The following is a 24,936-nucleotide window of genomic DNA, read 5'->3' on the forward strand; positions in this document are numbered from 1 at the left end:
TTCTCCCTATGATATCACTCAATCGTCGTTAAACGATCAACTTGATAAGGTCTGTTGGTGTGGGTTTATGCTCCGGTGCTGCGTCCAAAACGTCGACGACTTTGCGCTCGCTCATGACCACCATTTTATTGGCCAGCCCTGTGTCTTCTTCCAAGGTGTCGCACATTATGATCATGGCGATCCCCGCTTTGGAAAACTTGCGAATAAGACGGTACACTTCGTCTTTCGCGCCGATATCGATGCCGCGAGTGGGGTGGTCCAAGATCAAAACTTTGACGTTTGAACTGAGCCATTTTGACAGAATGATCTTTTGTTGATTGCCGCCCGATAGACCGGAACAGGCTGCATGAATTGTCGGCGTTTTCACCAGACATTCGGCCACCCATTCATGCGCATGTTCGATTTCTTTGCGCCGATGGATCGCCCCTGCGGTCTTCAGCCGGTCAAGCACGAGATGGTTCATATTGTCCATCACACTCATATTCAAAGCCAGCCCTTCTTCGCGACGCTCAACTGGCACATGTCCGATTCCAGCGCGCACTGCGGCCTGTGGCGACCCTTTGGCGGGCGTGACGCCATCGACCCAAACCGTACCTGTGTCGTGGCTTTTTGTACCGGCGATACAGGCACAAAGCTCTTCTTTGCCGGACCCGATCAAACCCACAAGGCTGACAATTTCGCCCGCACGCAATTCAAAGCTAAGCGGCTCAAAAGCACCTCTTAGGCCCAGATCTTCGACTTTGAACACCACATCGCCGTCAGGCGTATGTTGATCTGTTTCCCTGAACCGATCACCTGAAAATTCGCTGCCCACCAAAAGCCGTTCGATATCGGCCACTTGCATCCCTGCGGCAGGAATTTGAGTGACATTATCGCCGTCTTTCAGCACATGCAGACGATCACAATTTTCCAAAACTTCTTGCAAGCGATGGGAAATAAAGATGATTGACATCCGTTGTTTCAACTCTTGCAGAATTTCAAATAACGTGTCCCGTTCTCCGTCATTCAACACCGTTGTTGGCTCATCCAAAATAACAATCGGGTTTTGTGCTCCATATTGTTCTGCCAGCCAAAGCACCCGCGCAATCTCGATCATTTGTTTGGCCGCAGGCGCAAATTGAGACACAGGTTCCGTGACATCGATATCCAGTTTCATCGTCGCCATCAGCCGCCGCGCCTCTTGAACCATCGCGCGCCGCGAAATCACACCGCGTTGCATGAAATCGCGCTCGTGGCACAGAAACAGATTTTCCATCACCGACAGGTTCGGAAGCAAAGACCCCTCTTGAAACACCCCGCCGATGCCTTTTTTGATGGCATCAACCGGGCCAAGCAATTTGGTCGCTTGGCCATTCAACTGAATTTCACCGTCATCAGGCTGGTGTATCCCGATCATGATTTTGGTCATCACCGATTTGCCCGCGCCGTTTTCACCCAAAAGTCCCAAAATTTCGTTTGGACGTACTTCAAAGTCGATATTTCTCAAGGCGGAAACACCCGGAAAGCGTTTTCCAATACCGATCATTTTCAAAACAGGCTGTGCGCCAAACGTTGTTTGAACAGTCATGCTTGTCCCCTCATTTTATAAATCCGAGCTTTTTACGATCGATCGTCAGAGCCACAGCCACGATCAACACCACCCCATTCACCGCAGTTTGCGCGTAAGGGTTCACCGCCATCAAAACCATTCCGTTGTTCAAAACCGCCAGAATAAGCGCGCCAAGAAAGGCATTTTTCGCGCCGCCAACACCGCCCGTCAGGGCGACCCCACCGACAACAACTGCGGTGATGGTTGGAAACAACAGATTGAGCCCTGCCCGTGACGTGGCCGACCCCATCCGCGTCACCAACAGCAACGCACCAATGCCATACAGACAGCCCGCAAGGGTGAACGCGAGGGTCTTCACCCGATCAACATTTACGCCCAACTGTTTGGCCAAGGCCTCGTCTCCGCCAATGGCATAAAGATGTCGCCCAAAGGGAGTGCGATCTTGTAAAAACTGCACAAAGGTCGTCACGAAAACCGCAATCAACACGACATTTGCAATGCCAAAAGGGGCGGCGTGGATAAAATTTTGAATCCGGTCATCTTGTAGGCTGACGATCTGGGATTTGTTGATGTAGACCGCGACCCCATACAAAACAAAACTCATCCCTAGAGTGGTGATGAACGACGGTATGCGCAGTTTCGTGTGCGTCAGCCCCGTCAATAAACCCGCAAGACCGCCTACCGCAATCGTGATCGGAATGATCCACAGACCAACATCATAAGTTGTATATTTGTTTGCCATCAGCGTACCGGTGAAAACCGCACATAGGGCCACCACGCCTTGCAACGACAGATCAATGCCGCCAATGACGATCGTCATATGCACCCCAATCGCCAGGATCGCGGGGATCGCGGTGAGGCTGAGAATGACTTGGATATTGGACATCGTCAGGCTTTTTCCAGCCGTGCCGATGAAAAAGATCGTCGTAATCAAGGCGAGCGAAATGAGTTGGGTGGCAACGCCTGAGCGGCGTATCCAACGAAGACTTGAGTGTAGGGCCTGCATGGCTTCTTCCTCTTTGAAATAAATGCGCGTGTTGGTTTTGCGCTGCGATTTATGCTCGCAGCCATCGATGAGGCTTGCCCTGCCGCGTTGTGACGGGTTTGTGTCGCGAAAAATACGGATGGCTTTTGAAAGACTATACAAGCGGGCGCCGTCACCGACGCCCGCTCAAAGGTGACTGTCTCTCTGCGCTATTCAGCAGCAGAAACCCATTGTGCATAATAGTCTGTGAGATCGTATTCTGGCATCGTGTTGAACACTTCTTCGACAAAGGTTTCCACATTATCGGCGTTCACCTGAGTGCCCGAAATCATGAAAGCACGGTGCTCAGCTGGCGTAGTAGACGGATCCAGATCGCCATTTTTTGCAGCCAGTGCCATGGTCAGGCCAAGCTGAGATTGATACCGAGAGTCCATGAATTCCGTCGAGGACAGCGTGCCATCAATGATCGCATCAAACGCATCTGGAATACCGTCGGTGCCAGATACTTTCACAGCACCTGCATCGCTAGTTTCTTTGAGCGCAGCAATAGCACCAATCGCCATATTGTCGTTGGCAGTCCAAATACCATCCACATCAGGATGAGCCGCAAGCAACTGTTTGGTCACCTCATAGGCGCGGTTTGTGTCCCAATCCGCAGCTTCCCATTGCAGCAATTCCACACCGGGGTTCTCAGCCAAAGCTTTTTGCAGACCTTTAAAACGACCAATGGCGGCATTGTTCGATAGCATACCTTGCACGGCAATGACGGAGCCCTCATTAGGCGTCTCGAATGTTTTGAACAGCTCGATGGCATTGTAATAACCTTGCTGTTCCGCATCAAAGGTAATGTGTGCAACCCAGTGCGGATAGCTAGAGGGGCTGACTTCGTCTGGCTTGTTCCACCAGTTCACCCAATAAACGCCGGCATCCTCAAGGATCTTGGCAATCGGCACCACATCAGGGCCCTCATTGGGATCAATGTTCACAACCATATTGCCGCCAGTCCGTGCAATTTGCGCGCGCAGATCGGCGAATTGTTTCTGGCTGTTACCTTCGCTGCTCAGCACACTCACCGGCAAGCCAAGACGTTCGCCAAGCGCATGTGCGCCTGCCGCGTAATTGGCGTGATACGGGTTATCAAGACCGCGGATCATAACGACAAGCGTCGTCTCATCATCGGCAAATGCGGGTGTCAACAAAGACACGCAGAGCCCAAGCCCCATCGCGAGACCGACTATAGTTTTCTTGAATTTCATCTTGGATCTCCTCCTTAGAATGACGTCGTGCTAACCGCGTTCTCCTCCCGCAGCAGCTGACACCATATGGTCGCCTAGATCGTCCCAGATCCGCACTAAGTTATTGGTTTCAAATTCGTAAATTAGAGATACATGTCCGAGTTAACGACACGCGACCACCAAACAGGATAGAAAATTTTGTGTTTATAATTAATAGATTACGATCACATCACTGATTTTCTACGCGACAGATAAATGGACATTAATCAACAAAGATTCTGTTAAGCAATTATATTTAAACACAAAACCTTGCACCATAGCGCCATGCAACAACAGCGACGTGCGAATGTATTAAATTGATACAATTGCGTCGCAGGAAAGGTCTGCTTTGAGAACAGCATCAAAACGCAACATAAAAGAATGACCTGAGCCCCAAGTCTCCTCCAGCTTTGCGCGGAGGCCTTGTGGTTAAATCTTTGGCGTTAGGCAGCCATCTTGTCCATCGCTTTTCTCTGCAAAAATTCCATCGGTGTCAGGTTGCCCAATGCTGAATGTGGTCTGCGCCAGTTGTAATCCTCCTGCCATTCTTCAAGCGTTTTGCGGGCATCGCGCAATGTGCCAAACAGCGCTTCGTTGAGACATTCGTCTCGAAGCTTGCCGTTGAAGCGCATCATAAAGCCGTTCTGCTGGGGCTTTCCAGGCGCGATGTAATGCCAATCGATACCCGTTTCCTGAACCCATTTGAGGATCGCCATACTGGTGAACTCAGTGCCCCTCTCGGCAGATTGCTGTGCAATAGCCTGCCGGGCAATGAACGGGCGTCACCATTTTTTTGAATTGATGTCTCTCAGCATGGCGCGCGCCCATTGTCCTCGGACCAATGGCGGACAAGGCCACGCTCCAACATCTGCTCCGCCAACAACTTCTTCAGTTTGCCGTTCTCATCTTCCAAAGCCCGCAACCGCTTCGCATCCGACGGTTCCATGCCGCCATACTTCGATTTATATTTATAGAACGTCGTCGAACTGATCCCTTCTCGGGACATTGCTGCACAATACCCTGCCAGCAGTGCATGCCGCCGACACACATCAACAGTCTTCTCGCCAGCTTCCTGTTCCTTGATCATCGCAATGATCTGTTCGGCCAACAATCGTGCCTTCATGTGTCCGTCCTTTTGTTGGGCGGACTCTACACAAATTTGGAGGAGTTTTTGGGGCGCAGGTCAACGGACATCACCACCAATCCCGCGAAAAACCCTAGGTCATAAACCAAATTTTTCGCGAGACTTGCAATGTTATCCCATCCGTTCGCTGGAAAACGATCCTGGGCTTGCAGGGAAAACAACCGTTTTGTTACCGTTCATAAAGGCGCGTCTATGAGCATGCGCATGGATCGCGCGCGCCAAGACTTGGCTTTCCACATCCCGCCCCAAGGACACGTAATCTGATGCAGATTGGGCATGAGTGACGCGAACAGTATCTTGTTCAATAATAGGTCCTTCATCGAGGTCCGCTGTCACGTAATGCGACGTTGCACCGATCAACTTCACCCCTCGTTCAAACGCTTGTTTATAAGGGTTTGCGCCCTTGAAGGATGGCAAGAACGAGTGGTGGATATTGATAATCCGACCAGACATTTTTTGACACATGTCATCTGACAAAATCTGCATATAGCGCGCCAAAACGATCAAGTCAGCATTCGCGCCTTCCACGACCTTCATGATCGCGGCTTCGGCTTCTGGCTTGTTCTCTTTCGTAACAGGAATGCAGTGGAATGGAATATCGTGATTGACCACAGTTTTTTGATAATCCATGTGGTTTGAAATGACCGCGACAATTTCAACCGGTAGCGCCCCGATGTGAACACGATACAAAAGATCATTCAAACAATGGCCAAACCGCGAGACCATAATTACGACTTTCATTTTCGTGTCTTCATCATGGAATTCAAAGGTCATCCCAAACTTTTCCGCGATTGCAGAAAAGCTTTCTTGCAACTCTTCTAGAGTCGCACCTGTTTCAGCTTCAAAGCTGACCCGCATGAAGAATTGGCCTGTTTCGCCATCGTCATATTGCGAGCTGTCCGTAATGTTACAGCCTTTATCAGCCAAGTAGGCGGAGATCGCAGCGACAACACCGCGCCTTGATTTGCATGTAACAGTAAGGTTGAGTTTGTGCATGTTATCCTCAGATTAAATGCGCAGATTTATGATCTGCTGGATAGGAAATTTAGACCGTTAGGCCTTCTGGTTCAGATAGACCATTGGCGCGCGCGCAGGCGGTGATCGTATTGGCCAAAAGGCAGGCGATTGTCATTGGGCCAACACCACCAGGAACGGGCGTGATCGCGCCAGCAATTTCGCTAACGCTTTTGAAATCAACATCGCCAACCAAGCGGCCTTTAGTGGCACCCTCTTCTGGCGCGATGCGGTTGATCCCCACATCAATTACGACAGCGCCCGGCTTGATCCAATCGGCAGTTACCATTTCGGCCCGCCCAACGGCCGCAACAATGATATCCGCTTGGCAACAGACATCTTGAATGTTTTTCGTGCGTGAATGCGTCATGGTAACAGTGCAACTTTCGCCAAGCAAAAGCTGTGCCATTGGTTTACCAACAATATTTGACCGACCAACGACGACAGCATTCAAGCCAGAAAGATCGCCAAAATGATCACGCAGCATCATCAAGCAGCCAAGCGGCGTGCAAGGCACCATAGATTTTTGCCCTGTGCCCAAAAGGCCGACATTGGAAATATGAAAGCCATCCACATCTTTCGCGGGGTCAATAGCGTTGATGACCTTGTCGCTGTCGATGTGATCCGGCAAAGGAAGCTGAACCAGAATGCCGTGAATTTCTGGATCCACATTCAACGTTTCGATCAAGGCAAGAAGATCCGCCTCAGATGCGTCTTCAGCAAGCATATGCTCGACACTTTTCATGCCCACTTCCACCGTCTGCTTGCCTTTATTGCGCACATAAACCGCAGAGGCAGGATCTTCGCCCACCAAGACGACAGCAAGCCCCGGCACGATGCCATGCTTCTCTTTCAAACGCACAACATGTTCTGCAACTTTTGCACGAATGTCTGCGGCAAACGCTTTCCCGTCAATCAAAGACGCAGTCATTTTGTGTCCCCTAGACGTTGGAGAATTGTTTCAAGTGCATGCCACAAGGTGACGGCCAAAGTACGCATTACGATGACGGTCACATGACGTTCAGACCGCCGCACAAGAAAGATGCTCATGTGATCAAACCCTGTTCGCACAGCTTTGCCAGGCGTAAGATCAATCAGCGGTAAGTTTGCAACGCGGCTTAATACAGCACCGATTTGACCGTCTGTTTCAGCTGTAATGTCAAACGCGACCCAACCATCGGTTTGCTCTGTCAGGCGCGCATCGGGCACTTCGTTTTGCACAGTGGCTGCGAAATCAGTTTCGCCAAGGTTTTCTGCTGTAATCATCCATTGATCAGGCGATGTCCAAAAGGCCGTGTAATCTGCATGTGTTGTGCAGCAGCCAGCGGAAGGCAGGGTCAAGCCAAAAGGCGTTGGCGGTGTAGCACAGCGTGCAATAGCCAAAGACACCAAGGCAAGTGCGCTGTTTTCGCGCAAAGTGTATGCGCCAAAATCTTGGCTACGGGGCGCACTGGCCCCAAGGGCGGTAATGGGCGTTAAATCAGTCACGTAAACGCTCTCCTTTAGGATCAACGAAGTGGGCAGAAACAACACGTACACGCACGCTTTGCCCTTCTAATGGATTGGCGGCGACGATTTCTTCGCCCATACGTTGGTCTCCATTTTGCAGATATCCAAGCCCGATAGAGCTGCCCACATGGGGTGAATATGCAGCAGATGTAATCCAACCTTGATCATGCTCAAGATCAACCGGATCGCCGAGGTTGATCAAATGTGAACCAGTCACAACGGGCTGGTTTGAATCGATGGGTTCAAAGCCAACCAAGCGCAAAGTTTCATTGGCCAATCCTTCGCGGCGGGACATGATAGAGCCGATGGAATCTTTCTTGGCAGATACCATTTTCCCCAAGCCAATCATCGCTGCAGTGGTTTGCCCCGTCAGCTCATTGCCCGTCGAGTGACCCTTTTCAATCCGCAAAACACCCAGCGCCTCGGTACCATAAGGTGTCGCGTTCAGATCTTTGCCGAGATTTAATAAACGTTCCATCAAAGCATTGCCGTATCGTGCAGGCACTGCCAATTCAAAAGCCAATTCGCCCGAGAAGGAAATCCGAAACAACCTAGCCCGCAGACCGCCACAAACTGTCGTCGCGCGGCACGCCATGAAAGGAAACGCTTCGTTTGAGATGTCCATGTCATCCATGACACGCTCTAAAAGCTTGCGTGAATTGGGCCCAGCGATTGCGAACTGCGCCCATGCATCGGTGGTCGAAATCAAAGTGACATCAAGATCGGGCCACAAACATTGACGCGCGAATTCCATGCGCTGAAATACGATGCCAGCGTTGGCTGTGGTCGTGGTCACGACATAGTGGTTTTCGCCTAAACGCGCGCATGTACCGTCATCATAGAGCTTGCCATCTTCGCGCAACATCAGACCATAACGGACCATGCCTTCTTTCAAAGTGCCCATCATGTTGGCATAAACGCGGTGTAGAAATTCGCCCGCGTCTTTGCCTTGAACATCGATCTTACCCAATGTTGTCACATCACAAATGCCGACGCTCGAACGCACTGCAAGAGCTTCACGATCAACCGATTGGCGCCAATGCGTTTCGCCCTCTTGTGGGAAATATTGCGCACGCATCCATTGACCAACTTCGGTGAACACAGCCCCTTGGGATTTGGCAAATGTATCGGTTGGCGTCAAACGGTGGGGTCTGAAATTTGCCCCTGTGTCGCCGCCACCTAAAACGCCCATGCTGACGGGCGTGTAAGGCGGACGGAAAATAGTAGTACCTGTTTCAGGAATGGTTTGGCTCGAGAGTTCTGCCATCACAGCCAAGGCCGTCACATTCGAAGTTTTGCCTTGATCCGTCGCCATGCCCAACGTGGTCCAGCGTTTCAAATGTTCCACTGGGCGCATGTTTTCTTGATGCGCCAGCTTGATATCTTTAACGGTCACATCGTTTTGGAAATCAACCCACGCGCGTTTCTTGGCAGGCACATGCCAGAATGCTTCAATCGCACTTGCCTCTTCACCCGCAACAGGAACCGCAGCGGATACTGGTGTTATACCAAGGGCCATTAGAGCTTGTTTAGCGATTAGCACACCGTCAGCCAAAGCCTCGCGTGTGCTGCCGTTTCCGCGTGCTGCACCTGCGATCAACATGCCTTTCGGTGCATTATTATCGGGCACAAACGTGAGCTTATCTTCATTCCAAACAGGGCGACCGCGATGGTGGGACGCGAGATGGACGTTCGGGTTCCAACCACCCGATACGCCCAGCGCGCCACACTCCAACCATTGCGCAGATCCCTTGCGCGTGACTTCGATTGAACTGAGGCCTTTGCGTCCATGTGAGCCTGTAACCGTCGCATTGGCAAACGTTTCATATTCTCCAAAACTGCTCGCATTGGCACGCGCATCCACCACACCCAACACAGGCACACCTTTTTCGACCAGTGTCATCGCTGTTCTGTGGCCATCATCGTTGTTGGTAAAAATCGCAACAGGGGCTTTATTATCGCGCTGCGGCGTCACAGCCCAACGGTTGGCATAGCTGCGCATCGCGCCCGCCATCATAATCCCCGGACGATCATTGTCAGCAAACGGGATGTGACGTTCGGTGGCACCAGAAGCCAAGATCGTTTGTTTCGCCGTGATCCGCCAGTAGGTCTGACGCACTTTGCCGCCCCCGTCTGCCAAGTGTTCTGAAACACGTTCTACAGCGCCGAAAATCCCATGATCATAGGCCCCAAATACAGTCGTACGCGCCATCAGCTTCACGTTCGTCATGCTGGAAAGCTCGTCGAGAACACAGGCAACCCAATCCAAGGCTGGGGCATCATCAATCATGCCGCCTTCGGACAATAAACGCCCGCCCAATCGGCTATCCTCGTCTGCGATGACGACCTCAGCGCCCGCGCGAGCCGCCGTGAGCGCCGCCATCAGACCTGCTGCACCGCCGCCGATAACCAAGAGATCAGGATGCAAAAAACCACGATCATAGCTGTCTGGATCTGGCAACATTGACAGGCTGCCAAGACCAGCGGCCTTGCGAATAATCGGCTCGTAGACTTTTTCCCAAAACACGCGGGGCCACATGAACGTCTTGTAATAAAACCCCGCCGCGAGGAACGGCGACATCAGATCATTAACCGCAAGCAGATCGCGCTCAAGCGACCCCATATGGTTTTGGCTTTTCGCGCTCAGGCCTTCAAAAAGCTCAACAACAGTGGCGCGTGTATTTGGCTCCAATCGTGCGCCTGTGCCCAATTCGACCAATGCGTTTGGCTCTTCAGAACCGGCAGTATAGATGCCACGCGGACGGTGATATTTAAAACTACGCCCGACCAATTGCACGCCATTTGCCAGCAAAGCAGAGGCAAGCGTATCACCTTCAAAGCCTTGATAAGACGTGCCATTAAAAGTAAAGTTCAGTTTTTTATCGCGGTTGATTAAACCGCCTTGGATACGGGTCATTTGCCCCTCCGCGCCACGTCTGTGGCCAGTTCAACATCAGAAATTTCATGGGTTAGCGTATCGCGAGTGACGACAAGCCAAGACCGGTCACCTTGCTCATGGAACCACAATTCACGGTGTTTTCCTGCAGGGTTGTCGCGCAGAAATACATAGTCACAAAATGCAGCTTCGGCATCAGGCGCAGTAGGATCAGGGCGGTTCAAAAGGTTCGCATCACCAAGGTAAGTGAATTCTTGCGCATCGCGCAGGCCGAGAAGCGGGTGTGGGATCAGCATGTCAAATCCTCAGTGCAAGTTTGGTTGGGCGCCAACGCCCTTTTCATCAACGACATAGCCGCGCGCAAATCGATCAAATCGGAAGGCTGTGGCAACATCATGCGGTGTGTCCGTGGCAAGAAGGTGGGCAAAAACATAGCCGGACGCAGGCGTCGCTTTGAAACCGCCGTAACACCAACCGCCATTGAAATAGAGCCCGTCTGTCTGGGTCTTATCGATGATCGGCGAGCCATCCATCGACATGTCCATAACGCCGCCCCAGCCCCGCAACAGACGTGCGCGGCCAAGCATTGGCATCAAGGCCATGCCGCCTTCGATGACATCCTCGACGACAGGCAGATTGCCCCGCTGCGCATAGGTGTTGTAGCCGTCGATGTCGCCGCCAAATACAAGACCGCCTTTGTCAGATTGGCTGACATAAAAGTGCCCTGCCCCGAACGTAATCACACCTGGCAATGTTGGCTTCAAGCCTTCCGAGACAAACGCCTGCAAGACATGGCTTTCAATTGGCAAACGCATGCCCGCTTTGGACATCACGCGCGAAGAAGACCCCGCGACCGCGACGCCGACTTTCTTGGCTCCGATGTAGCCACGAGACGTCTCAACCCCAAGAACCTTACCGTTTTCCATTTTAAAGCCGGTGACTTCGCAGTTTTGAATGATATCGACACCCAATTTATCTGCGGCACGCGCATAGCCCCATGCCACACCATCGTGGCGGGCGGTCCCAGCGCGTTCTTGGCGAAGGCCACCTTTGATTGGGAAGCGAGCGTTGTCGAAGTTCAGATATGGCGCGATGTCGCGCAACTGATCTTGGGACAACAAAGTGCCGCCTGCCCCTGTGAGATGCATGCTGTTACCACGCCGCCGCGCTGCATCGCGTTGCCCATCCGTGTGGAAAAGATTGATGATACTGCGCTGTGACATCATCGCGTTAAAGTTCAGGTCTTGCTCCATGTTTTCCCATAGCTTCATGGAAAATTCATAAAACGGCTGATTGCCCGATAACATATAGTTGGATCGTACAATCGTTGTGTTACGTCCGATGTTGCCAGACCCAAGCCAGCCTTTTTCAAGCACCGCGATTCGGCTCTTTTTATAAATTTTTGCAAGGTAATAGGCCGTCGCAAGACCATGTCCGCCGCCCCCAACGATGATAAAATCGTAAGACGACTTTGGCTCAGGGTTGCGCCATAGCTGCCCCCAACCTTTATGGCCGGTCAGGGCCTCTTTTATGACCCGAAATCCCGAGAAACGCATTGCATGACTCCATGTTTAATTACCTCCTTGATAAGGAAAACCCTCGGCCATATCTTGTCAAAAAAGGTCAATAATTTTCGAAAAAAGGACACATCAAAATGCAACGTATCGGCTTTTTTCTCATAGAGGGCTACGCCATGATGAGCACTGCCGCTGCGATGGAACCTTTGAGGGCAGCCAATCTTTTCAGTCCAGAACCACTGTATGAAATTACGCTGATTTCTACGAAAGGTGGTACCGTTACATCAACTTTGCCAGGCTTGATGACAACCCAATCATTGGCACAAACTGGGCTGGAATTTGACATCGTGTTTGTGGTTGCAGGTGGCGATCCAATGCAGGTGCGTGATGCCGCTCTTTTAACTTGGCTGCGCAGGCTTGATCATGCTGGTGTTGCCTTGGGCGGCATATCGGGCGGCTCTGCAATTTTGGCAAAAGCTGGGTTGATGGAAAATCGCAGGTTCACCATTCACTGGCATCATCTTGAAGCCCTGAAAGCCCTGTCAGATCATTATCGTTTGGAACGCCGACTTTATGTAATCGACAGAGATCGCTATACCTGCGCAGGTGGGGCTGCGCCATTGGACATGATGCATGCGATGATTTCTGCGGCACATGGTGTTAAATTCGCCCGCAGGATCAGTGACTGGTTTATCCAAACTGAAATTCGTGTCGCAGACGCCCCTCAACAGGCCAGCATCGCTGCACGGTATGGCCCAATCCCACGCGCCGTTGCAGAAGCATTAGATCTGATGGAAAGCCACATAGCAGACCCTTTGAATCTGGCACAACTCGCTGATCTTTCGGAACTTTCCCCCCGACAATTGCAACGCCAATTCACAGAAGCCCTTGGGCTGTCTGTGATGCATGCCTACCGCAATATACGTCTAGATATGGCGCATGATCTTTTAAAGACGACACGCATACCCATTTCAGACATTACGGAAATGACAGGTTTTTCCACGCAATCTACGTTTTCAGTGGCTTACAAAATGCGTTTCCAGACCCCCCCTGGATCAACCAGGTCCGAGGTCACGCTACAATAGGTGCGAGGTGAGAGTTGGTCGCGAACTTTCGGACCAGTCGTTAAGGTGTGTCGCAAGACGCAAGAAGTGATCCAAAATGAAGCAACGAAAGAACTATTCGCCTGAATTCAAAGCCAAAGTGGCGCTTGAAGCAAGCCATGGTGAGATGACGCTTGCTGAGTTATTTAAAAAATACGACGTGCATCCACCCCAAATCGACACATGGAAGCGCGTAGCGATAGAGATCTGGCCCGCTTTCGGGCCGCATCAACGTTTACCTCCGAATTTGGGACGGAGGGACCCCAAAATATTCCGAGAAACAATAAGAGAAATAGGCTCCAGACCTAAATCCCGTCGCCAAGGCGATATCGAGAATGGAAAGGCCGCTGTGCTGCAATAGGTCTTTGGAGCGTTCCAGTCGCTGGACTTTGCTGAACTTAGATGGTGTCATCCCCGTGTATTTGAGGAACATCCGCTCAAGCGTGCGACGACTGGCCCCCACAGTTTCGGCGAGATCGGTTGGTGACAGCGGGTACTCCATATTTTCGTCAAGCAAAATTACAGCGTGTCGTAGACGTTTAGGTGCGGTATCCGGCAGCTTCATCGAACCGCTCGATTGCAAAGTCACTTCGGAGCGCACCCGATCCAATTGCAACTGGTTTATGATTGACGTGACAAGGGATGCGTCATGATCACGCGCAATAATGCACATGATCATATCAAAAGAAGACATGCCACCCGCACAGGTCATGATGCCATTGTCAACTTCATAGATGGCATGCGACACGTGTATATCTGGAAACTCTTCTTTGAAAGCAGGTAAACCTTCCCAATGGATCGTGCACCGAGAATTTCGCAACAATCCGGCGCGCGCCAAAAAGATCGACCCCATGGAAATCGCCCCCAGATACACGCCAGCCGCAGCTCGTCGGTTTAAAAAAGCCGACAGCCTTGTCGGCTGGATCGCTTCAAGGCTCAGCCCTGCGCAAACAAAGGTATAATCGGGAACAAGACCTTCGCCTATGCGTCCGGAACTGGCGAATTTCAGCCCGTTTGAGGCGTGAACTTCCGCGCCATCCTCACTGACGATATCCCAGCAATAACATTCATAACCAGCCATTCGGTTGGCCACACGCAAGGGTTCTATTGCAGATATCACGGAGAGCATGGACACATTGTTCAACAGCGCGAATTCAAACCGGATCGGGGTGTCACGACCCGTCCGATCAGTACCCGTTGCGCGTGGTGTGATGTCAGTCATGCGTTTCCAAATTCCGCGCTCCAGTTGCGATGGATTTATGGTCTGCGGACCTTATTTCTATGGGGTATCGGTGTGTATATAACTGTGCCCGACGATGTACCAGTTCACATCCCGATCTTAATCGCGGTTTTTGGTCGAGTGCAACAGGCAAGAATATAACCTTGGTCCTGCTCTTGTTGCGACAACCCACCTTGGTGGTTCATCTCGACCTCTCCTTCCAAAAGTCGGACGCGACAAGTGCCACATTGCCCTTCGCCACAACCGGTTGGAATGCGCTTTCCCACAGCGGCCAAAGAGGCCGACAAAGGGACATCCGGCGCAACATCGTATGTTTGTGCGCCGATAGAAACCGTGATGCCATCACCTTTGATCGGCGGAATGACATCTTGAGACAGGGCCATCTTGTGACCAAAGCTTTCGGTGAGAAACCGCGCGCGGTCTAACCCTTCGGCGCGCAAAACCTTGCCCATGTGATCCATAAACCCAACTGGACCACAACACAGAGTTAGACGCCGGTGCGCATCCGGCACCATGGCACGAATCATAGCGCGATCAGGGCGGCCACGATAACCGGACCAAGCCTCGCCTTTTTTGGGGGCACTCAGGACGTTGAACAGTTTCAGCGTCGGCATCTGAGTGGCAATCTGGTCCAGTTCCTCTTGAAACAACAGGTCCTGCTTGCTGCGCGCGGCCTGAATGAGCACGACATCCGCTGCTTCGCTGCGCTCAGATAGCCACCGCAGTGTAGACATCATCGGAGTGAACCCACTTCCGCCACCAATCAACAACAGCGGCGTGTTTGGATGAGAAATGATCGAGAACGTGCCAAAAGCCCCGCGACCGGTGATCTCGTCACCCACAGCCAAAGCGTCTTGCATCCACCGCGTCGCATAGCCGTCCGGCGCAGCTTTGATTGTGAGCTCAAACCAATTGGTAAGGTTCGGCGCTGAGGCAACCGTAAAGGTGCGCGTCACCGTGCCCTGCGGCATAGGCAAATCAAGCGAGACCGCCTGCCCCGGATACTGACGCAGCGAACCGTCCACGACATCGAATGCAAAACTCATCGTATCCGGCGTTTCACGGCGCTTTGCTTTGAGCTTAACCGTTAGTCGCTCGACCGGATGACGCGGGATGCCTGCTTTGGGAAACGCCGGGACAATCATATCCGTCGCCACAGCCATCTTTATTCCGCCGCCTGCAATTGTCGGCCCGGATCCACCAGCCAATTCTCCATAGCGCCACGATACCAATCGAGGAAATTGAGGATCATGAATTCAGATACTTCCGAATATGGCCCAGGCTCATAGCCCAGAGATTTCGTACCGCGCTGGTTTTCTTCTGCGAGGCGTTTGTCTTGATCGTTGGTTTCGATCCAGACACGAGACAGATGTTCGATATCATAGTCCCAGCCCTCGACCGCATCCTCGTGAACACACCATGTGGTACGCACTTCGGTTTTGTTCGGACCGAGTGGCAAGACGCGGAAATGAATGGTCATTTCAGAAAGGAAATGGTGCCAATTGTTCGGAATACGAAAGGCGCGCACGGAGCCAAGATCGGGTTCGGTGAGATCGCCCAAAAGCATTTTAGACGCGGGCTTTCCATCCATGGTCATAGAATAGGCCCCGTCACGGAACGGCAGACGGATACAACGGAACTCTGTGCCGCCATCGACAGGTGCATGGGGCAATCCGAGGCTGTCCCAGAGCTTGCCTTTCTCTTCCATGATACGAAATTCGTCGCCAAATCGCGCGTCATTGGGCAAGGCCATTTCGACCAAAGACACCAACAATTCCGGGTGATTGCCCGCACAATGATAACATTCACGGTTGTTCTCAACCACCAGTTTCCAGTTGGCCTCTTCAACGATCACCGATTCATGGACAATCTTAGTGCGCTGTGGCGCATGCGGCTTGATATAGGGTGTCACTGCCGCACGGAATGTGTCGATGTCCGGCGCGGTCTCGGCGAGGCAAATATACACAAGCCCCTCAACCGATGTGACATGCACAGATTTGAGCGGGTATTTATCTTGATCGAAAGCGTCGCCCATATAGCGCGTAGAAACCAATGCCCCAGTGAGCTCATATGTCCATTGGTGGTAAGGGCAAACCAAACGCCCCGTATGGCCGCGCGCTTTATCGCACAAACGCGATCCACGGTGACGACATGAGTTGTGAAAGGCCCGAATGACGCCATCATGATCACGCAGCACGATGATCGGCGTGTCATAGATCGTCAGCGTAACGTAATCGCCCGCATTCGGGAGTTCACATTCCGGCCCAACAAAAAGCCATTCTTTTTGAAAGATGGCCTGCAAATCGGCCATGAATAGAGCGTCGTCATTGTAAAACGCTTGTGGCAAAGAATGGCCGTCCTGACAGTCGTTCAACGCGCCGCGCAGGGCGTTCTTGGTGGCTTCCATGGTGATCCGTGCTCCCGTATCGATCATGATATCTCTTTCGATCAGTTTAAGGGGCGGCCTCGGCACTTGCTTTCGAATTTGCGTCAATAGTCTAAGTAAAATGGCCAATCAGAATCAAATAAATTCACAAATAGCCAATATATTAAGCAATTTAAGTGCATTTCTTTTAAAACACGTAAATCTCAACATGTGGCGCTATTTCAAAAGAAATTGTCGTGTACGTGGGGCTGATGCCCTGCAATTACGCGCAATTCTTAGGAAAGACAGCGACGGGAGTCGCCTTGTAAACGGAGAACCAAATGTCTTTCCCAAAAAACACACCATACCTCATCATCGGCGCAGGTATTCATGGCCTGTCTACGGCTCTACATCTGGCCAAGAAACTCAAAGCCTCCGGCAAGGGCGCGGGCGAAGACATACTCGTGATCGATAAGAGCGGCATCGCAGCAGGGGCCTCCGGCATCGCCTGTGGCGTTGTGCGCAACAACTATTTCCAACCCGCCATGCGCGAGTTGATGGCGCATTCCGTTGGCCATTGGGAAGCCCACGCAAAGGAGTTCCAATACAATCCGGTGGGCTACATGCAAATTTCTTCCGAAAGCATGCATGAAGACGTGGCGCAGATTCACAAAGAACAGCAAGCCATCGGCTATGAGTCTGATTTCATTGAAGGAGAAGCCGCGTGCGACACCTATATGAAAGGCATGTTTGACGACTGGCAGGCTAAAAACATCACCTCCGTTCTGCATGAGAAAAAAGGCGGCTACGCCCACAATACTGCGGCAATCTATGCTCTGGCGAAAATGGCCGAAGAAGAAGGTGTGCGCATCATGAGTGGCGTGACGGTCACCGGCCTCAAGAGTGCCAATGGCGCGAGCGCCGCAATCATCGGTGTGGAAACGGACAAAGGCCACATCGCCTGTGATTATCTCGTGATCGCGGCTGGGCCTTGGGTGCGCGATTTCTGGTCCATGGCGGATCTGCCGGATGCGGTCTCAATCAAAGGCGCAGATGGCGAGATGCATGACGGCGTGCCGATGTGGAAATTTTGGCAGCTCGAAGAAGGCGTTTTGCGCGTCGATCCCGAAAGCTTTAAAACCAATGACGGAAAAATGCCGCCGGTGATCCATGTCGACACCGATGCGCCACTCTTGTCTGATGTGGATGGTTCTGTGATCACCGAAGATATGTGGGGGATTTACTACAAACCCGACTTCAATTTCGGCGGCATTCAAGGGGGAGCAATGCCCTATCTGGTCGACAAACCCGCCAATGATGTCACCCTTGACCCTTACGGCCCGTCGTCGCCGGAATTCATCGCCTCGCCGGAATTCGCCCATATGTGGGTCTCCGCGCTGGCGCATTGTAACGCACGTTTCTCGGGCACTATGCCAAAATACCTCAACGAACCCTCGGGTGGCGTCGGCTGTTTCACCCCGGACAGCTTCCCGGTTTTCGATGTGTTTCGCGAAAACTGCTACGTCATCGCGGACAGCAACCACGGCTATAAAATGATTGGTGTAGGTGAACTTGTGGCGCAGGAAATCACCGCAGAAGCCTCAGCTCTTTTGTCCCCCTTCCGGTTTTCCCGCTACGCCGAAGGCAAGTTGCACCCTGTGTCAAACAGCCCCTATCCTTGGAGCTAAAGTCGAGACGCAGACAGAAATTAGGGAGGCCTTCGGGCCTCTCTTTTGCGTTTGCAGTGCGTTCAAAGCACGTTCATTTAGGGTTTTGCGAAAATCTGGTCTTGCAGCCGAATGAGCGAAGCACCAGTCTCATCCAACCCCATAACAGCCGCGTGGATCGCCTCAAGCTGCGGGCGGGTTGTTGCCTCCCCTGCCAGATCGTAGAATTTTGCGGTGATCTCGGCCTCTGTGTAGGGCGTCTCGGGATCGCCTTTCGCCTGTGTCGCAGGTGTGGTCAAAACCTCGCCCGAAGACAAACGCACGGACAATTTCGCCCAACGCTCCGCCGGAAACAGCGCGTTGAACGCGTCGTTTTCCTTAAACGAAAGACCTTCACACAAAGCGCACAAATCGGGTTCACAAAAGGCGGATTTGGAAATCTCCGCTACCCCCACGCGCCCCCTCAAAAGAGCCGCGGCCACGGGAAACCCAATGGCATATTGCGCCTCTTCGGTGGTTGAAGGCACACCTTTGAACAGACGTGTGCCCTCGTGAAAGGTTTCGATCTCCACGGAGACAATGTCCTCCGCACGCAAAGGGCGAACGCGGGTGAGATCAAGCGCAGCCTGAACAGACGGTTGTGCCCAACGGCAGACCGGGAACCCTTTTATATATTGATTCAGAACCTCCCATTCCGCGCCCAGTGTGCCCCAGATATCGCTCACTTCAGGGGCCAAAACCGTAATGGCCGGGGCACCTGTGAATCCGGCGTCTGCTAGGGCCGCGGCAGAAATGCCAGTCATAGCACCCCAACCCGATCCATCTTTGAGCATGGTTGGGTGGTCGATGACCCGCATCATCTGGCTGCGTGGTCCGTGATATTCTGCAATGCCCAACGCGTGTGCATAGACGTCGGGAGACAAGCCCATAAGTCGCCCAGAAATCGCTGCGACACAGACGGCAATCCAGGCCCCACTTGTGTGATAATCCGAAGCGGTGCGATGTAAGGCGATGCCGGCCCGCGTGCCGATCTCATATCCGGCCGCCAGATACATTAGAAAATCTTCGCCACTCAAAGTAACTTGGCGATCATCTAAAATGGTCAAGAGTGCTGGCAAAACTCCGCAGCCGACATGGCCTTTGGTCAACCTGTGACCATCATGTGCGTCCACAGAGTCGATGGTCATCGCACCAACAAGCGCCGCCCCTTCTGGCGACAGCGTGACGCCCGAAAACAAGACTCGCACATGATCACCAGCAAGGTTGCGAGTAGCATACCGCAAAACAGCCGCATGCAACTCTGTCCCTGTTCCGGCCAATGCCGTCCCCAGCAGATCCAAAAGCAAAAAGCGGACGCGGTTCTGAACTCTTTCCGGCACATCCTCCCAGCGAAGCTCATTCAAAAAATCACTTATATCTGAGGACGGTGACATTTATCACTCCAATAAACTGGGCAATTCGCGCAGCAAAAGCTGAGGCATAAGGGTGCGCACGGTCGGCATTGTTTGCCGCGCGTGGATCACATCCGCATAGGAAATCTCTGCGATCAAAAAGGCTTCGCCTTGTCCGGTATGGGCATAGCGCGTACCATCAGGGCCAAAAATCGTTGAACCACCCCAAAAATGCATATCAAGGTGCGGTCCGGTCCAGTTGCACATGAGAATGGGCAAGCCATAAACCATCGCTGTATGGCGCCCGACCAGATCCCAACCCGCCTCGTTTGAGAACCCTCCGCCGACGCCTTCTTTTGTCGAGGCAATCGGCAGGGCCAAAACCGTACTCTTTCGCATGGCCGACAGGTAAAGCTGGCCTGGATCCCAACTGTCGGCACAGATCATGCCGCCACAAATCCAGTGACGGTCGATCTCAAGCGTCATGGTGCGTTTTCCGGCAGTGAAATATTTGCCCTCGTCGAGGCGGCCATAAGTCGGCAGGTTGATCTTACGGTAGATCTTGAGCACCTCACCTTTGTGCAACCAAGCGATGGAATTGTAAAATTGGCCCCCGCGGCCATGTTCGACGAACCCCACCACAGCATAGCCGTGACGACATTTTTGCGCCAAGGCAAGAAGGCGCGGATCGTCAGCCCATATTGCCGATTTGCGCACGGCATCTCCATCCGCAGGATAGCCTGTCAGAGAAGTTTCGGGAAACACCGTCAGATCGATCTGGCCATCATGGGCTTCTTCTAGAAAGGCCACATGTTTGTGGAACAATGTGTCAGGACTGTCTGGGGTATGTTCGATCTGCGCACAGGCGCAGCGTAGGACTTCGCGGTGGCGCATCATCGTATCCCGTAAACGTGCCGCTTCCCGTTCGGGAAGCGGCAATTTATATTAAATCAGACCTTGGTTCTGTAAAAAGGTTTGCGAAACATCTTCGATGGTCTTCTTATCGACATCGACCATCGCATTCAGCCCGCGCATGACATCGTCGGTCATGATAGCCGCGACGGAATTCAAAAGCTCACCGATTTTGGGTTCGGCCTCAAGAAGTTCGGTGCGGATGTTAGCGGTGAGCGCGTAGCTCGGGAAAAACCCTTTGTCATCCTCAAGCACTTTGAAATCAAACGCTTCGATACGTCCATCAAGCGCAAAAACCAAACCGATGTCCAGGTTCTCGGTTTTCAACGCGTCATAGATCAAGCCAGTTTGCATCGATGCAAGGTTGGGCCGGCTCATGTCAAACCCATAGGTTTCCTCCAAACCTGGCAATCCATCGGGACGTTTTGGAAATTCCGCATTCACACCCATTTTGAGCTTTTCACCTGCATTATAAGCCTCAGCCATGTCGGTGAACGAGGATAAGCCTTTATCGTCTGATTTGCGCACAGCCAGAGCATAGGTGCTGTTGGCGCGGGACGCATCAAGCCATGTAATGCCGAGTTTGGCGTCAAGGTCTTTGACAGTCGCGTATGTCGTGTCGGCATCCATCTTTTCTTCAATTTTGTTGAAGGTGATGAGCGAAGTGCCGGTGTATTCCCAATAGATATCCACTTGGCCATTCTCAAGGGCAGCACGCACCACAGAGGTGCCCATACCTTCGAGCTTGTCGACATCATAACCGTTGGCCTCAAGTAGGTCCGTCGTAATTTGGGTGATCAAAAGCTGTTCAGTAAAGTTTTTACCGCCAACCTTGATGGCCTCCGCCTGTGCTGTATTGGCAAATAAGGTTGTGGCAGCAAGCAGCGCGCTGGCTGCGGTAATTGAAAGTTTCTTCATCATGGGAGTATCTCCGTTGGATAAGTTTTTAGTAGTTCTTTATGGTCTAAGCGGATTGACTCCGCGAGGGATGAGCCAGAATTGCCCTTTTGCAAGCGTGTAGTCTGCTAACATCGAAAGCAGCCCGACTGGGATGACCCCGGCAAGCAGCATCTGCATGTCATTCAGGTCGATGCCGGTAAAAATCAGTTCACCAAGCCCGCCCCCGCCGATCAAAAAGGCCAGAGGTGCTGTGCCGACATTTACAGCAACAGCTGTCCGAATTCCGGCAAACATAACGTAAAGCGCATTTGGGAGTTCCACACTGCGCAGGATGTGTAGAGGCGTCATACCCATGCCCTGTGCTGCTTCTTTGAGATGGGCAGGCACCTCGCGCAGCCCCTGAAACACATTGCGAACTATGGGCAACAAGGTCGCCACCCAAAGCCCGAAAATAGCGGGTTTGAATCCGATACCTAAAAGTGTGATCGACAAAGCAAGGATCGCCAATGTCGGGATCGTCGTTCCGATATTAAAGACCTGCAAAAGGGTTTCGGAATAGCGCCGCATAAAGTCACGGCTGAGTAAAATGCCCGCAGGCAAACCGACCAGAATAGCCAGACCCGAAGAGACCAAAACAAGCACGATATGCTGTTTCGTGAGATAAATGATATCCTCTGAATAAATCCGCCAAATATCACCCAAATACCCCTGTGTCGCCACCGTAAGGGCAGCACCAAGTGCAATACCAATGACAAATACGGCGCGTGTTTTCATAGAGTCAGATGCGTCAGCGCCTAGAATGCCCCTGCTCACGTCAAATCCTCCGCCAGCGTGTCGCGATAGGTTGCGCCCAATTGGTGAGAGATGGCGCGTTGGGTGATAAAACCCTTAAAAAAGCCATCATCATCGACACAAGCCATCCATGTCGTGTCATGACGGAACATCTGCGACACCGCCGTGCGCAAGTCTGCATCAACATTCACCGTGGTCGGCAAAGCCTGATAATGTTCTTCGACCGTGCCGGTGGCCTCCACAACATCGTTGAGATGCAAATAACCGCGCGCACGTCCACGCGGCCCCACCATGACAATGTTTTTATGGCCAGCCTCCTTCATCATATCGCGCGCCTTACCGACGTCTTCTTCGGCGCTCACACGGACACGGCCACTGAGCATGACATCAGACACTTTCAACAGGCTAAGACGTTTGAGCGTGCGGTCAGAGCCTAAAAAGCTTGCGATAAAGTCACTGGCCGGCCGCGCCAAAAGATCGTCAGGGCTGCTGAATTGTTCGAGCTTTCCGTCTTTAAAAATCGCAATCTTGTCGGCCATTTTGATCGCCTCGTCGATATCGTGGCTCACAAAGGCGATGGTTTTGCGCAGTTCCTTTTGCATTTTCAGAAACTCGTCTTGGATGACTGCTCGGTTGATCGGATCAATCGCACCAAAAGGTTCATCCATAAGCAACACGGGCGGGTCTGCTGCCAATGCACGGATCACGCCAACACGTTGTTGTTGGCCACCGGATAGTTCTTTTGGGAAACGTTTGAGAAAAATACTGGGATCAAGGTTCACCAGATCAAGAAGCTCGGCGGCGCGTTTGCGCGCTTTGCTCCGCTCCCAGCCCAGCAGATCGGGAACAATGCAAATATTGTCCTCGATTGTCATGTTCGGAAAAAGACCGATTTGTTGGATCACATAGCCAATCGAACGACGCAATTCGACCGGATCAATCGTGTCCGTATCCCGCCCCGCAACGTGTATTTTACCGCTGGTTTTCGGAATCAACCCGTTGATCATCTTAAGGGTCGTGGTCTTACCGCACCCAGATGGGCCAAGCAAAACACAAATTTCGCCTTCAGGCACTTCAAGCGACACTTTGTCAGCCGCCATGACAGTCCCACCATTGGGGGTTTCAAAAATTTTGGAGAGTTTTTCCAGCTTGATCATAACGTTTCCAGATATTTAATGGCCACCCGCAGTAGCGGAGGAAGAGGCGGGTGTGAGGCGTTTTTGCAGCCAAAGGAGGAAGTAATCGCTGGCGATCGCCAAAAGCGACACCATCAAAGCACCGGTGATGAGCTGCCGAGGGTCAGATTGAGAAATGCCGCGCGAAATAAAGGCGCCCAGTCCACCTGCCCCGATGTAAGTCGCAATTGCCGTGATACCGATATTCATGACAACCGCGATCCGCACACCGGCCATGACTACAGGGATCGCCAATGGGATTTCAACACGGCGCAGGCGCTGTATGGGGGTCATGCCCAACCCCCGCGCGGCTTCGCGCAACGCCGGATCCACATTTGTGATCGCCGTGTAAGTGTTGCGGATGATCGGCAGCTGCGAGTAGAGCAACACGGCAATCACGGCGGGCAAATAACCCACGCCCTGACCAATCAGCGAGAGTACCGGAATCATCAGGCCAAAAAGCGCGATCGACGGGATCGTGATAATGATCGCAGCAATATAGAGCACGATATCCGCTGCTTTTTGGTTGAGCGTGATCAGAATTCCGATAGGAACGCCGGTCACAATGGCCAACCCGATTGCTACAAATACAATCGACATGTGCTGAACGGTTCTCTCGAAAATAAGATCGAGATTTTGGCTGATGAAAACCAACGTCTCCATATAAAAATTCCCCTGATGGCGTGGCGCGGTGTAGGTGCGCTCTGTTGTGCCACAATTGATTGTTGCACACAGGTTCGAGAGCTTTAGTAAAAGCGACACAAACTATCAAATAAGCGACATGTAAAATTTTACATTCAAAAGCAAACACTTAACCAGTTTTCTTTACGGTCAATAAATAGGCATTTCAGAGAACTTAGAGAAAGTGAGTGCTTTTCGTGCAATTTGCACCACTGACATCTGAAGTTACTGGTGACCTGAGCCCCAAGTTCCCTCCAGCTTTGCGCGGAACCCTTGGGGTTAAATCTTTGACGTTAGGCGACCATCTTGTCCATGGTCTTTCTCTGCAAGAATTCCATCGGGGTTAGATTGCCCAGTACGGAATGTGGTCTGCGCCAGTTGTAGTCCTCCTGCCATTCTTCAAGTGTTTTGCGGGCATAGCCTAACGTGCCAAATAACGTTTCATTCAGGTATTCATCTCGCAGCTTACCGTTGAAACTTACGATGAACCCGTTCTGTTGAGGTGGTCTTGCCACGGTTTAGTTCCGGTCTCTTTCGAGCAATGTTTGCTATGAAGGAGATTAAGAATGGCAACGAGATACACACTCGAGTTTCGGCGTGATGCAGTGCGCATTGCGGTTACAAGCGGCCTAACACGACCCCAAGTTGCCTCAGATTTAGGCGTGGGTCTTTCGACTTTGAACAAGTGGGTTCAGAAGCATCAGCATGACGATCTGATGTCGGGTCCTCACGAGGACGTCGAAAAGGAGAATGAACGCCTTCGCAAGGAAGTCCGGCTGCTGCGCGAGGAGAGGGAAGTGTTAAAAAGGCGGCAATCTTCTT

At 52.1% G+C, this 24,936-nt stretch carries 21 protein-coding genes and 4 pseudogenes; 4 read left to right on the top strand and 21 right to left on the bottom strand.

Annotation, left to right across the window (positions count from 1 at the left end; translation table 11 throughout):
* Positions 1-28: 28 nt before the first annotated feature.
* The 11 genes and pseudogenes from KO503_RS13920 to KO503_RS13970 form a co-directional block, all read right to left on the bottom strand.
* Entirely contained in the window at positions 29-1,567 is a 1,539-nt protein-coding gene (locus tag KO503_RS13920) for a sugar ABC transporter ATP-binding protein (RefSeq protein WP_215992162.1), read from the bottom strand.
* Between the two features lie 10 nt (positions 1,568-1,577).
* Entirely contained in the window at positions 1,578-2,696 is a 1,119-nt protein-coding gene (locus KO503_RS13925) for an ABC transporter permease (RefSeq protein ID WP_215992163.1), read from the bottom strand.
* A 47-nt stretch (positions 2,697-2,743) separates the two neighbouring features.
* Positions 2,744-3,790, bottom strand: a complete 1,047-nt coding sequence (locus KO503_RS13930; RefSeq protein ID WP_215992164.1) for a sugar ABC transporter substrate-binding protein — start codon at positions 3,788-3,790, stop codon at positions 2,744-2,746.
* A gap of 473 nt (positions 3,791-4,263) precedes the next feature.
* A pseudogene (locus KO503_RS13935) lies at positions 4,264-4,551 on the bottom strand (integrase core domain-containing protein); the annotation flags it as partial.
* A gap of 101 nt (positions 4,552-4,652) precedes the next feature.
* A pseudogene (locus KO503_RS13940) lies at positions 4,653-4,931 on the bottom strand (transposase); the annotation flags it as partial.
* Positions 4,932-5,063: 132 nt separating this feature from the next.
* A complete protein-coding gene (purU, locus tag KO503_RS13945; protein WP_215992166.1) occupies positions 5,064-5,948 on the bottom strand; it encodes a formyltetrahydrofolate deformylase in 885 nt (294 codons plus the stop codon).
* 49 nt (positions 5,949-5,997) lie between these two features.
* Entirely contained in the window at positions 5,998-6,897 is a 900-nt protein-coding gene (gene folD / locus KO503_RS13950) for a bifunctional methylenetetrahydrofolate dehydrogenase/methenyltetrahydrofolate cyclohydrolase FolD (protein ID WP_215992167.1), read from the bottom strand.
* A complete protein-coding gene (locus KO503_RS13955) occupies positions 6,894-7,454 on the bottom strand; it encodes a sarcosine oxidase subunit gamma (protein WP_215992168.1) in 561 nt (186 codons plus the stop codon). Before KO503_RS13955 ends, folD begins: the two co-directional genes overlap by 4 nt.
* Positions 7,447-10,392 (bottom strand): sarcosine oxidase subunit alpha family protein, encoded by a 2,946-nt coding sequence (locus KO503_RS13960; protein WP_215992169.1) that lies wholly within the window; start codon positions 10,390-10,392, stop codon positions 7,447-7,449. The genes KO503_RS13955 and KO503_RS13960 overlap by 8 nt, the downstream gene beginning before the upstream one ends.
* Entirely contained in the window at positions 10,389-10,667 is a 279-nt protein-coding gene (locus KO503_RS13965) for a sarcosine oxidase subunit delta (protein ID WP_215992170.1), read from the bottom strand. The genes KO503_RS13960 and KO503_RS13965 overlap by 4 nt, the downstream gene beginning before the upstream one ends.
* 9 nt (positions 10,668-10,676) lie before the next feature.
* On the bottom strand, positions 10,677-11,927 hold the full coding sequence (locus KO503_RS13970) for a sarcosine oxidase subunit beta family protein (protein WP_215992171.1): 1,251 nt from the start codon (positions 11,925-11,927) through the stop codon (positions 10,677-10,679).
* 98 nt (positions 11,928-12,025) lie between these two features.
* Here KO503_RS13970 and KO503_RS13975 point away from each other — a divergent pair, with 98 nt between their 5' ends.
* Positions 12,026-12,973 carry a GlxA family transcriptional regulator gene (locus KO503_RS13975; protein ID WP_252731097.1) on the top strand — a complete coding sequence of 316 codons (948 nt, stop codon included), beginning with the start codon at positions 12,026-12,028 and terminating at the stop codon, positions 12,971-12,973.
* 76 nt (positions 12,974-13,049) lie between these two features.
* Positions 13,050-13,196, top strand: a pseudogene (locus tag KO503_RS13980) (transposase); the annotation flags it as partial.
* Between the two features lie 30 nt (positions 13,197-13,226).
* Here KO503_RS13980 and KO503_RS13985 read toward each other — a convergent pair.
* The 3 genes from KO503_RS13985 to KO503_RS13995 all read right to left on the bottom strand — a co-directional run bounded on the left by KO503_RS13985 (position 13,227) and on the right by KO503_RS13995 (position 16,665).
* Complete coding sequence (locus tag KO503_RS13985) at positions 13,227-14,213, bottom strand: GlxA family transcriptional regulator (protein ID WP_215992172.1); 987 nt, start codon at positions 14,211-14,213, stop codon at positions 13,227-13,229.
* Positions 14,214-14,317: 104 nt separating this feature from the next.
* A complete protein-coding gene (locus KO503_RS13990) occupies positions 14,318-15,376 on the bottom strand; it encodes a flavin reductase family protein (RefSeq protein ID WP_215992173.1) in 1,059 nt (352 codons plus the stop codon).
* A 20-nt stretch (positions 15,377-15,396) separates the two neighbouring features.
* A complete protein-coding gene (locus KO503_RS13995) occupies positions 15,397-16,665 on the bottom strand; it encodes an aromatic ring-hydroxylating oxygenase subunit alpha (protein WP_252731098.1) in 1,269 nt (422 codons plus the stop codon).
* A gap of 272 nt (positions 16,666-16,937) precedes the next feature.
* On the opposite strand from KO503_RS13995, the gene KO503_RS14000 reads away from it, so the two are divergent.
* Positions 16,938-18,284 (top strand): NAD(P)/FAD-dependent oxidoreductase, encoded by a 1,347-nt coding sequence (locus KO503_RS14000; RefSeq protein WP_215992174.1) that lies wholly within the window; start codon positions 16,938-16,940, stop codon positions 18,282-18,284.
* 77 nt (positions 18,285-18,361) lie between these two features.
* On the opposite strand, the gene KO503_RS14005 is transcribed toward KO503_RS14000, so the two are convergent.
* From KO503_RS14005 to KO503_RS14035, 7 genes and pseudogenes are all read right to left on the bottom strand, one after another.
* Positions 18,362-19,696 carry an MmgE/PrpD family protein gene (locus KO503_RS14005; RefSeq protein WP_215992175.1) on the bottom strand — a complete coding sequence of 445 codons (1,335 nt, stop codon included), beginning with the start codon at positions 19,694-19,696 and terminating at the stop codon, positions 18,362-18,364.
* A gap of 3 nt (positions 19,697-19,699) precedes the next feature.
* Positions 19,700-20,551 carry a nitrilase-related carbon-nitrogen hydrolase gene (locus tag KO503_RS14010; protein WP_215992176.1) on the bottom strand — a complete coding sequence of 284 codons (852 nt, stop codon included), beginning with the start codon at positions 20,549-20,551 and terminating at the stop codon, positions 19,700-19,702.
* 48 nt (positions 20,552-20,599) lie between these two features.
* Positions 20,600-21,487 carry a glycine betaine ABC transporter substrate-binding protein gene (locus tag KO503_RS14015; protein WP_252731099.1) on the bottom strand — a complete coding sequence of 296 codons (888 nt, stop codon included), beginning with the start codon at positions 21,485-21,487 and terminating at the stop codon, positions 20,600-20,602.
* Positions 21,488-21,523: 36 nt separating this feature from the next.
* Positions 21,524-22,279, bottom strand: coding sequence for an ABC transporter permease (locus KO503_RS14020; protein ID WP_354667592.1), 756 nt, complete (start codon positions 22,277-22,279; stop codon positions 21,524-21,526).
* Positions 22,276-23,415 (bottom strand): ABC transporter ATP-binding protein, encoded by a 1,140-nt coding sequence (locus KO503_RS14025; protein ID WP_215992177.1) that lies wholly within the window; start codon positions 23,413-23,415, stop codon positions 22,276-22,278. Before KO503_RS14025 ends, KO503_RS14020 begins: the two co-directional genes overlap by 4 nt.
* A gap of 15 nt (positions 23,416-23,430) precedes the next feature.
* Complete coding sequence (locus KO503_RS14030; RefSeq protein ID WP_215992178.1) at positions 23,431-24,096, bottom strand: ABC transporter permease; 666 nt, start codon at positions 24,094-24,096, stop codon at positions 23,431-23,433.
* A gap of 347 nt (positions 24,097-24,443) precedes the next feature.
* Positions 24,444-24,617: pseudogene (locus KO503_RS14035) on the bottom strand (integrase core domain-containing protein); the annotation flags it as partial.
* Between the two features lie 63 nt (positions 24,618-24,680).
* Here KO503_RS14035 and KO503_RS14040 point away from each other — a divergent pair.
* Positions 24,681-24,936, top strand: a 256-nt coding sequence (locus tag KO503_RS14040; protein ID WP_215992180.1) for a transposase, incomplete at its 3' end; no start/stop codon positions are given.

Source organism: Pacificibacter marinus, assembly GCF_018860505.1.
Lineage (GTDB): Bacteria > Pseudomonadota > Alphaproteobacteria > Rhodobacterales > Rhodobacteraceae > Celeribacter > Celeribacter marinus_B.